We start from the raw sequence: 7,011 nt of genomic DNA, 5'->3' as shown, positions 1-7,011 counted from the left end.
TGGGCCGCAAGGGCGCGTTTGGCCCGCTCGTGCCAGCCCAGCGCGGTGTGCTGCGCGGCCGTGTGGCTGGCGTGTTCGTGGTAGGTCTGCACGCCGTCGCCAGGCTGTTGGCTGTGGGCGCTGCGGTAGGCAATGCCGCCGCCGCGCGCACTGTCGGGGTGTTGGGGACAGGCGGCTTCGTCGGGACTGTGCGCAAAGATGACCGCGCGGTGGCCCAGGGCCGGCGCATCGTCGTGCACGCCGTCGACTTCTTCGAAGCGCAGCCCCAGCCCGGCGCGCCCCAGCAGCCGCTGCACAAAAGCCAGGTCGCTTTCTCGGCCTTGGACCACATAGTCCCACGGGCCCAGGGCTTGGAGGTGGGCTTGGACTTCGGGGCTCCAGCGCCAGGCCGCCTGGGGCTGGTACTGGGCAAAGACGTCGTCGATGATTTGGCGCAGGCTGCAATGCTGCCAGGCGCGCTGGCGCCCGCCCAGCCGCAGCCGCCACAGCCACGGCACGATCAGCAGTTCGTAGCGCGCCAGCGCCCCGTCGCTGGCCAGCGCGCGCGCCTGCGCAATGTGGCCGCTGACACGGTACAGCTGCCCTTGCGCGCCCACGGTCAGCACCTCGGCTCGGCTGTCCAGCCAGTCTTCCAGCACGTGATCTGCCCGCAGCGACAGCACTTGCACGCGGTATGCGTAGGGCTCGTTGAGCGCCTCCCAGCCCACGAAGTGCTCCAGCAGCACACCCCCCAGGCGTGGCCCTTGCACGCGGTGCAGCCGGCCCGCGTCTTCGCACCAGCCCATCCAGCCCGCCGCCAGCGCCGCCATCTCCTTCGGCTCGGACATGCAACTCCTCCCTGTCTCGTCCTCGGCCTTGTGGCCCTTGACCCTCTTGTCCTTGGGCCTTCCAAAACGGCCGCCGGATGCTAGCAAGCCCCACCCCTGCAAAACCAGCAGGTTTTGGAAACAGGGTGTGACAAGGACAGCGACGCTCGGCAAGAAGCGTCAGCCAGGAAAGCGTCAGCCAGTATCCCGACGGCATGCGCCGCCTGCGCTGGGCTCAGCCGCTGCGCAGGTCCAGATCCCAGAGCACATCCTCACCCAGGCGGTAGGCCCGAGCGCGGGGGCGTAGACACTGGCTCATATGTTGCACCGGAGGCAGTTGCACGCCAGGCCGACCCTGTCCGATCAACACTGGCGCCACCATCAAGTGCAAGCGGTCGAGCACACCCTGGGCCAGGCAGCGCGACACGGTCACCCCCCCGCCTTCGACCAGCAGCACGGCCAGCCCCCGCTCACGCAGGCTCGCCAGCAGGGCCGGCCAGACCACTTGGCCGGCCGCATCGACCAACCCCGGCACGGCCAGCACTTGGTGCGCCCCCACGCGCTGGGCCGCGCGGGTGCGGTCGGGAGCATCACACACCAGCAGCGTGGGCGCCAGGCCATCGGTGAACACACCGGCCTCGGGCGGTACGCGCAGGTGCACGTCGAGCACCACCCGGGTGGGATGGGGCCCGCTCACGTGCCGCGTGGTCAGCCGTGGGTTGTCGGCCACCGCCGTGCCGGTACCCACCAGCACCGCATCGCTCAGCGCACGCAGCCGGTGCAAGTGGACGAGGGCCTCGGGACCGTTGAGCGCCCCCGAATCGCCACCCTGGGTGGCGACCTGGCCGTCCAGGCTCTGACCGAGTTGGCCGACCACCCGGCTGGTTCCCGCCGGCACCTCGGCCACCAGAGGCAACAAGGGGCCGGCCAGCTCGTGCGCTGCCAGCGGCCAGGCTCCGTGGAGCTGCCATTGACCGTCATGCAGGTGCATGCCCAGCCGGGGATCGTGCGCAGCACTCAGGCGCGGTGCAGGCCCTGCGCCCTGGCGGCGGCGCCAGTCGGCGGCCTGCAGCAGCAACGGCCACAGGGCTTCACAGGCCAGCGCTGCCGTGCGGCCCAGGGCCAAAATGTTCGGACCATGATGCTGCTCGAGGGTCAAATCGAAGCCTCCGCATCAGGAAGTGGACAGGCACGGGCGGCAGCGGCCGAAAAGCGCTGGATGGGCCTGCGCCGGTAGAGCCCCGCCATCGCGGCTATGCTAACAGCCTGATGAATGCACTGACCTCCCCTCTTGCCACCTTGCCGGCGCAGGATCTGGCCTCGGAACGCGCGGCCATCCGCGTGGACCGGGCCCAGACCGAACTCAAGCACGGCCGTGTGCTGGCTTTGCGCTCGGACGCCGGCTCGGTGCTGCTGGCCGCCACGATCGAAACCCTGAGTCCGCCCCGCCTGGCCTGGCTGACCAGCCTGGGCATGCCTCTGCGACTGCTGTTCACCGCCGAGCGGGCCGCGGCCCTCGGCCTGGGCGTGGCCGGCAGTGTGAGTCTTCCGCTGCCTGCGGGCGCCAGCGTCGAACAACTGCAGGCGCTGGGTGCAGTGACCTTGGAATTCGATACCGCAGGCCGCGTACGCCTGCCTTCGGCGGCGCCTGATCGTGCGTCTTTGGGAACGCCGCAACCCGCCACCGCCGTGATGCTGGCAGCCCTGACCTTGGCCAAGCGGGCCCGTTTGATCCCCGCTTTGGTGGTGGTCGACATCGGTGCCGTGGGCGACGAGGTGCTGGAAGCGGCCCAGCTCGAAGTCGTCAGCGAAGCCGAGGTCAGACAGGTCAGCGAGCAAGGGCATCTGAGTCTGCGTCGCGTCAGCGACGCCCACGTGCCCATCGATGCGCACGACGACTGCACGCTGGTGCTGTTCCGGGAACTCAACGGCGATGCCGAGCATGTGGCCATCATCGTGGGCCAGCCCGACCGCAGCCAGCCTGTGCCGGTGCGCTTGCATTCATCGTGCTTGACCGGCGACCTGCTGGGCAGCCTGCGCTGCGACTGCGGCGACCAACTCCAGCGCGCCATCGCCCACTTGGCCGAGCGCGGCGGCGTGCTGCTCTACCTGGCCCAGGAAGGCCGCGGCACCGGCCTGGGCAGCAAACTGCGCGCCTACCGATTGCAAGACAGCGGTTTGGACACCATCGACGCCGACCACTATCTGGGCTTTCGCGCCGACGAGCGCGACTTCCAAGCCGCCGTGGCCATGCTCAAGGCACTGGACATCACCCGCATCCAGTTGTTGACGAACAATCCGCGCAAGATCGAAGCACTGCGACGTGGAGGCATCGACGTGGTCGATCGCATCGCCTTGCATGCGCCACCCACGGTGCACAACGCACGGTATCTGGCCACCAAACGAGAGCGTGCTGGGCACATCAAGCCTGAAGACGAGCAGGAGTGAAGCCGGCTCAGGCCGCCAGCCGAGCCCGAAAACGCAAATAGTCGGCCGCGCACTCTTGCGGCCGCTCGATCATCGGCAAATGCCCCACGCCGGGCAAGCGAATGAGCTCGGCCTGCGGCATCAGGCGCTGCAAAATGGTTCCGCCCTCGGGGTGGAGCACACGGTCTTCCTCACCCCACACGATGAGGCTGGGGGCCTGTACGGTGCGGGCACGCTCTTCGATCGGGTCGGCCTTGATCTGCTGATACACCCGCAGCTCCAACGCATGGTTGGCCATGCGTTCTTTGGCCATCACGCGGATGTAAGGCATAGGCACCTCGGGCAACTTGGCCACGGTAAAAGCCAGTGTGCGGGCGAAATCCTCGGCGCTTCTGACCAGCAAGGGATTGTCACCGCCGGCCTGCACGATTTGCGCCAGCTCGCTCGGCGGCGCACTCCACACACCACCGGGCGCCAGCAGCCACAGGCTCTTGACCGCCTGCGGGAAGCGCGCTGCGAAGGCCAAAGCGATATGCCCGCCCATCGAGTTACCGCCCAAGTGCAGTGCCGGGGCTCCCAAGGCTTGGGCCAAGGCCATCAAACGCTCGGCCTGGGCCTCGGTGTGGTAATCGGCATCCATCGGCTTGGCAGACTCTCCAAAGCCGATGTGGTCGGGCACGATCACGCGATAGTGCGGCGTGAGGTAGCGCGCGATCATGTTGAAGTTGTCCTTGTTGCCGCCAAAACCGTGCAACAGCATCAGCGGTTCGCCCTCGCCCCCTTCCAGATAGACATAGTGCAGCCCACCGGGCAGGGTGATGGACTTGCGCTGCAAGCCCGCACGCTGACGCAGCGTATCGAGCATGTAGCCGACGGCTTTCTCCGGAGCGAATTGGGCGAAGATCTGTGCAAGCAGGTTCATGGCAGCCGAGGATAGCCCAGGGCTGGGTCGATGTGTGTCACCGACTCGTCAACCGGCAGCCCCAGTGCCCTGCAGGCGGCCCCCCTTGGGGTCTGCGAGTCTTCTCGCACGGGGCCCCTGGCGGTCCGTCTCAAAGCGTGCCAAGATGAGGCACGGCCTTCAACCCACGTCAGGAGGGCATCATGGCCACACCCGTTCGCGCAAGCAACGGCCCATTTGCGGTGCAGGTGGAAGCGGGCAAAGACTACTGGTGGTGCGCCTGCGGGCTGAGCACGCACCAGCCGTTTTGCGACGGCTCGCACCGGGCCCAAGGCGTTTTCATGCCCGTGAAGTACAGCGCAACCCAAGATACCACGGTGTGGTTTTGCGGCTGCAAATCCACCGCAAACGCCCCGCTGTGCGATGGATCGCACAAGCGAGAGACGTGACCCTCGAGGCAATCGCCACAAGCCGGCTTGAGAGTGGAGCGCCCGCTTTTGGCGTGGGCCCGCATTCGGTCACCCTCTCGGACGGCGGCAGCCAAGAGGCTCTGTGAGCGATGTCACCGTATCTGTTGGTGAAGTCGATACCCAGATCGCCCGGAGGAGCCGCCGCGAACCGCAAGCCCATGAGCCAGCTCGGCGGTCGATCCCCGCTTGCGCGGGGCAGCCAGCCGGCCAGAGCAGCGGCGCGGCATTCCGTGGGGTCGATCCCCGCTCGCGCGGGGCAGCCCAGCGATGTACGACGAGCAGGCCGAGGCGCTCAGGTCGATCCCCGCTCGCGCGGGGCAGCCCACGGCCGAGCGAATGTCGGCCTGCCGCTGGCGGGTCGATCCCCGCTCGCGCGGGGCAGCCCCGTGCTGGCGCTGATTCCGAGGGAGCAGGTTGGGTCGATCCCCGCTCGCGCGGGGCAGCCTGCATGTTGGGCTGGAAAAACCCAATCCCCGGAGGTCGATCCCCGCTCGCGCGGGGCAGCCGGCTGGACGGGTGTTGCGGCCGCTCATCGACTTGGTCGATCCCCGCTCGCGCGGGCAGCCCAACCAAGGAGATCATTGACCAGTTCGTGACCGGGCCGATGAGCGCCGAGGCGGTCCAGGCCGTCTCGATGGCCTTCAAGAAGGCGCTGATCGAACGCGCGCTGGGCGCTGAGCTGACGCATCACCTGGGCTACCCGCCCGGCGCGCCCAAGCCCGAGGACGGCGCCAACCACCGCAACGGCAGCACCGGCAAGACGGTGCTGACCGAGGGCGGCCCGGTGCGCATCGAGGTCCCGCGCGACCGCGAGGGCTCCTTCGAGCCGCTGCTCATCCGCAAGCACGAGCGGCGCTTCACCGGGTTCGACGACAAGATCGTGGCGATGTACGCGCGCGGCATGACCGTGCGCGAGATCCAGGCCTTCCTGGCCGAGCAGTACGGCACCGAGGTGTCGCCGGAGTTCATCAGCTCGGTCACCGACGCCGTGATGGCCGAGGTGGCGGCCTGGCAGGCCCGGCCGCTGGAGCCGATGTACCCGGTGGTCTTCTTCGACGCGCTGCGCGTGAAGATCCGCGAGGACGCCGTCGTGCGCAACAAGGCCATCTACCTGGCGCTGGGCGTGCTGCCCGACGGCACGCGCGACATCCTGGGCCTGTGGATCGAGAACACCGAGGGTGCGAAGTTCTGGTTGAAGGTCTTCAACGACCTGAAGACCCGCGGCGTGGCCGACATCCTGATCGCCGTCACCGACGGCTTGAAGGGCATCGGCGAGGCGCTGGGCGCGGTGTTCCCGGCCACCACGCTGCAGACCTGCATCGTGCACCTGATCCGCAACAGCCTGGACTACGCGAGCTGGAAGGACCGCAAGCTGCTGGCCGCAGCACTCAGGCCGGTCTACACGGCCGCCAGCGCCGAGGCCGCGGCCCAGGCCCTGGACGAGTTCGAACGCAGCGCCTGGGGGCAGATGTACCCCACGGTGACGGCCTCCTGGCGACGGGCCTGGGACCGCGTGATCCCGTTCTTCGCCTTCCCGCCGGCGGTACGGCGCGTGGTCTACACCACCAACGCCATCGAGAGCATCCACAGCCAATTGCGCAAGATCATCAAGACGCGCGGGCACTTCCCCAGCGACGACGCGGCCACCAAGCTCATCTGGCTGGCGCTGCGCAACATCACGGCCGACTGGGGCCGCGCGGCCAAGCAGTGGCGCGAGGCGATGAACCAGTTCGCGATACTCTACGAAGAGCGGTTCACGGCGGCCCACGCCGGCCGCTGAGGGGTTGAACCATGAGTACATGGCTCAACCGGGGCGCCTCCGGCGGCCTGGCAGGGGCCTGAAGACACCAAGAGAATCAGCCAACAGCCAATTCACCCAACCGCCTCACACACAGAAATCCTGACGGCCCCCCTACTCCCTGCCCCGCTGGTCTAGCGTGGCTTCACCCGCTCGATTGCAACGCTTTGAAACAGCCTGTGCGCAGCCGACTCGGTACGATCGCTTCGGCCGCGCCGCAATGTCGTCGGCGGCCACACAAAAACGCACTCAATCAGGAAGGACCATCCCCATGAGCGCTGCTGCTGCTCCTTGCCGCTTTTGCCACAAGAGTGGACTGTCGCTGCTGCTATTGCGTCCCAGCCCGCTGGCGCTGCACAGCGCGCTGCAGCCGCCGGGGGCGGCCCACACCCGTGTGGATCCGGAGCTGGTGGCGCCCTTCGTGCCTGAGGGGCTGACGCAAAGCCGCCCGGTGCTGCGCCTGCTGCGCGCCGGCTATGTGCACTTGTACATCCCCAAGACCGATCGGTGGTACAGCTGGCGCGTCACCCCCGAAGCCCACCTGCTGGGGCCAGATCACCCGGCCTTTGAGGTGCCCTCGGCCGACACCGTGTGCACCCGCCCCGAGCA

The 7,011-nt window shown here is 68.1% G+C and carries 7 protein-coding genes and 1 CRISPR repeat array; of the genes, 4 read left to right on the top strand and 3 right to left on the bottom strand.

The window, feature by feature from the left end:
* Together F615_RS0116910 and F615_RS19000 are read right to left on the bottom strand one after the other, a co-directional pair.
* Positions 1 to 827: phage late control D family tail protein (locus F615_RS0116910; RefSeq protein WP_026330406.1), on the bottom strand; the 827-nt coding region annotated here is incomplete at its 3' end.
* Between the two features lie 214 nt (positions 828 to 1,041).
* Positions 1,042 to 1,965 carry a RibD family protein gene (locus tag F615_RS19000; protein WP_019562328.1) on the bottom strand — a complete coding sequence of 308 codons (924 nt, stop codon included), beginning with the start codon at positions 1,963 to 1,965 and terminating at the stop codon, positions 1,042 to 1,044.
* A 110-nt stretch (positions 1,966 to 2,075) separates the two neighbouring features.
* Between F615_RS19000 and F615_RS0116900 the strand changes: the two genes are divergently transcribed.
* Positions 2,076 to 3,254, top strand: coding sequence for a GTP cyclohydrolase II (locus F615_RS0116900; RefSeq protein ID WP_019562327.1), 1,179 nt, complete (start codon positions 2,076 to 2,078; stop codon positions 3,252 to 3,254).
* A gap of 7 nt (positions 3,255 to 3,261) precedes the next feature.
* On the opposite strand, the gene F615_RS18995 is transcribed toward F615_RS0116900, so the two are convergent.
* Positions 3,262 to 4,155: an alpha/beta fold hydrolase gene (locus F615_RS18995; protein WP_019562326.1), complete on the bottom strand. Its 894-nt coding sequence runs from the start codon at positions 4,153 to 4,155 to the stop codon at positions 3,262 to 3,264.
* 182 nt (positions 4,156 to 4,337) lie between these two features.
* Here F615_RS18995 and F615_RS0116890 point away from each other — a divergent pair, with 182 nt between their 5' ends.
* The 3 genes from F615_RS0116890 to F615_RS18990 form a co-directional block, all read left to right on the top strand.
* Positions 4,338 to 4,583, top strand: coding sequence for a CDGSH iron-sulfur domain-containing protein (locus tag F615_RS0116890; protein WP_019562325.1), 246 nt, complete (start codon positions 4,338 to 4,340; stop codon positions 4,581 to 4,583).
* 194 nt (positions 4,584 to 4,777) lie between these two features.
* A CRISPR array of direct repeats spans positions 4,778 to 5,171; the repeat unit is 28 nt; unit sequence GGTCGATCCCCGCTCGCGCGGGGCAGCC.
* A gap of 25 nt (positions 5,172 to 5,196) precedes the next feature.
* On the top strand, positions 5,197 to 6,384 hold the full coding sequence (locus F615_RS19790) for an IS256 family transposase (protein ID WP_156824682.1): 1,188 nt from the start codon (positions 5,197 to 5,199) through the stop codon (positions 6,382 to 6,384).
* 289 nt (positions 6,385 to 6,673) lie between these two features.
* Positions 6,674 to 7,011 (top strand): toxin VasX (locus F615_RS18990; protein ID WP_033370906.1); only part of this gene is annotated, 338 nt, incomplete at its 3' end.

It is taken from the genome of Caldimonas manganoxidans ATCC BAA-369 (assembly GCF_000381125.1).
GTDB classification, from domain to species: Bacteria; Pseudomonadota; Gammaproteobacteria; order Burkholderiales; family Burkholderiaceae_C; genus Caldimonas; species Caldimonas manganoxidans.
This window is presented reverse-complemented; position numbering and strand designations above follow the sequence as displayed.

Bases quoted from the DNA above. Each gene is read 5' to 3' on its own strand.
- F615_RS0116900 (WP_019562327.1), top strand. From the start codon at position 2,076: ATGAATGCACTGACCTCCCCTCTTGCCACCTTGCCGGCGCAGGATCTG.
- F615_RS18995 (WP_019562326.1), bottom strand. From the start codon at position 4,155: ATGAACCTGCTTGCACAGATCTTCGCCCAATTCGCTCCGGAGAAAGCC.
- F615_RS0116890 (WP_019562325.1), top strand. From the start codon at position 4,338: ATGGCCACACCCGTTCGCGCAAGCAACGGCCCATTTGCGGTGCAGGTG.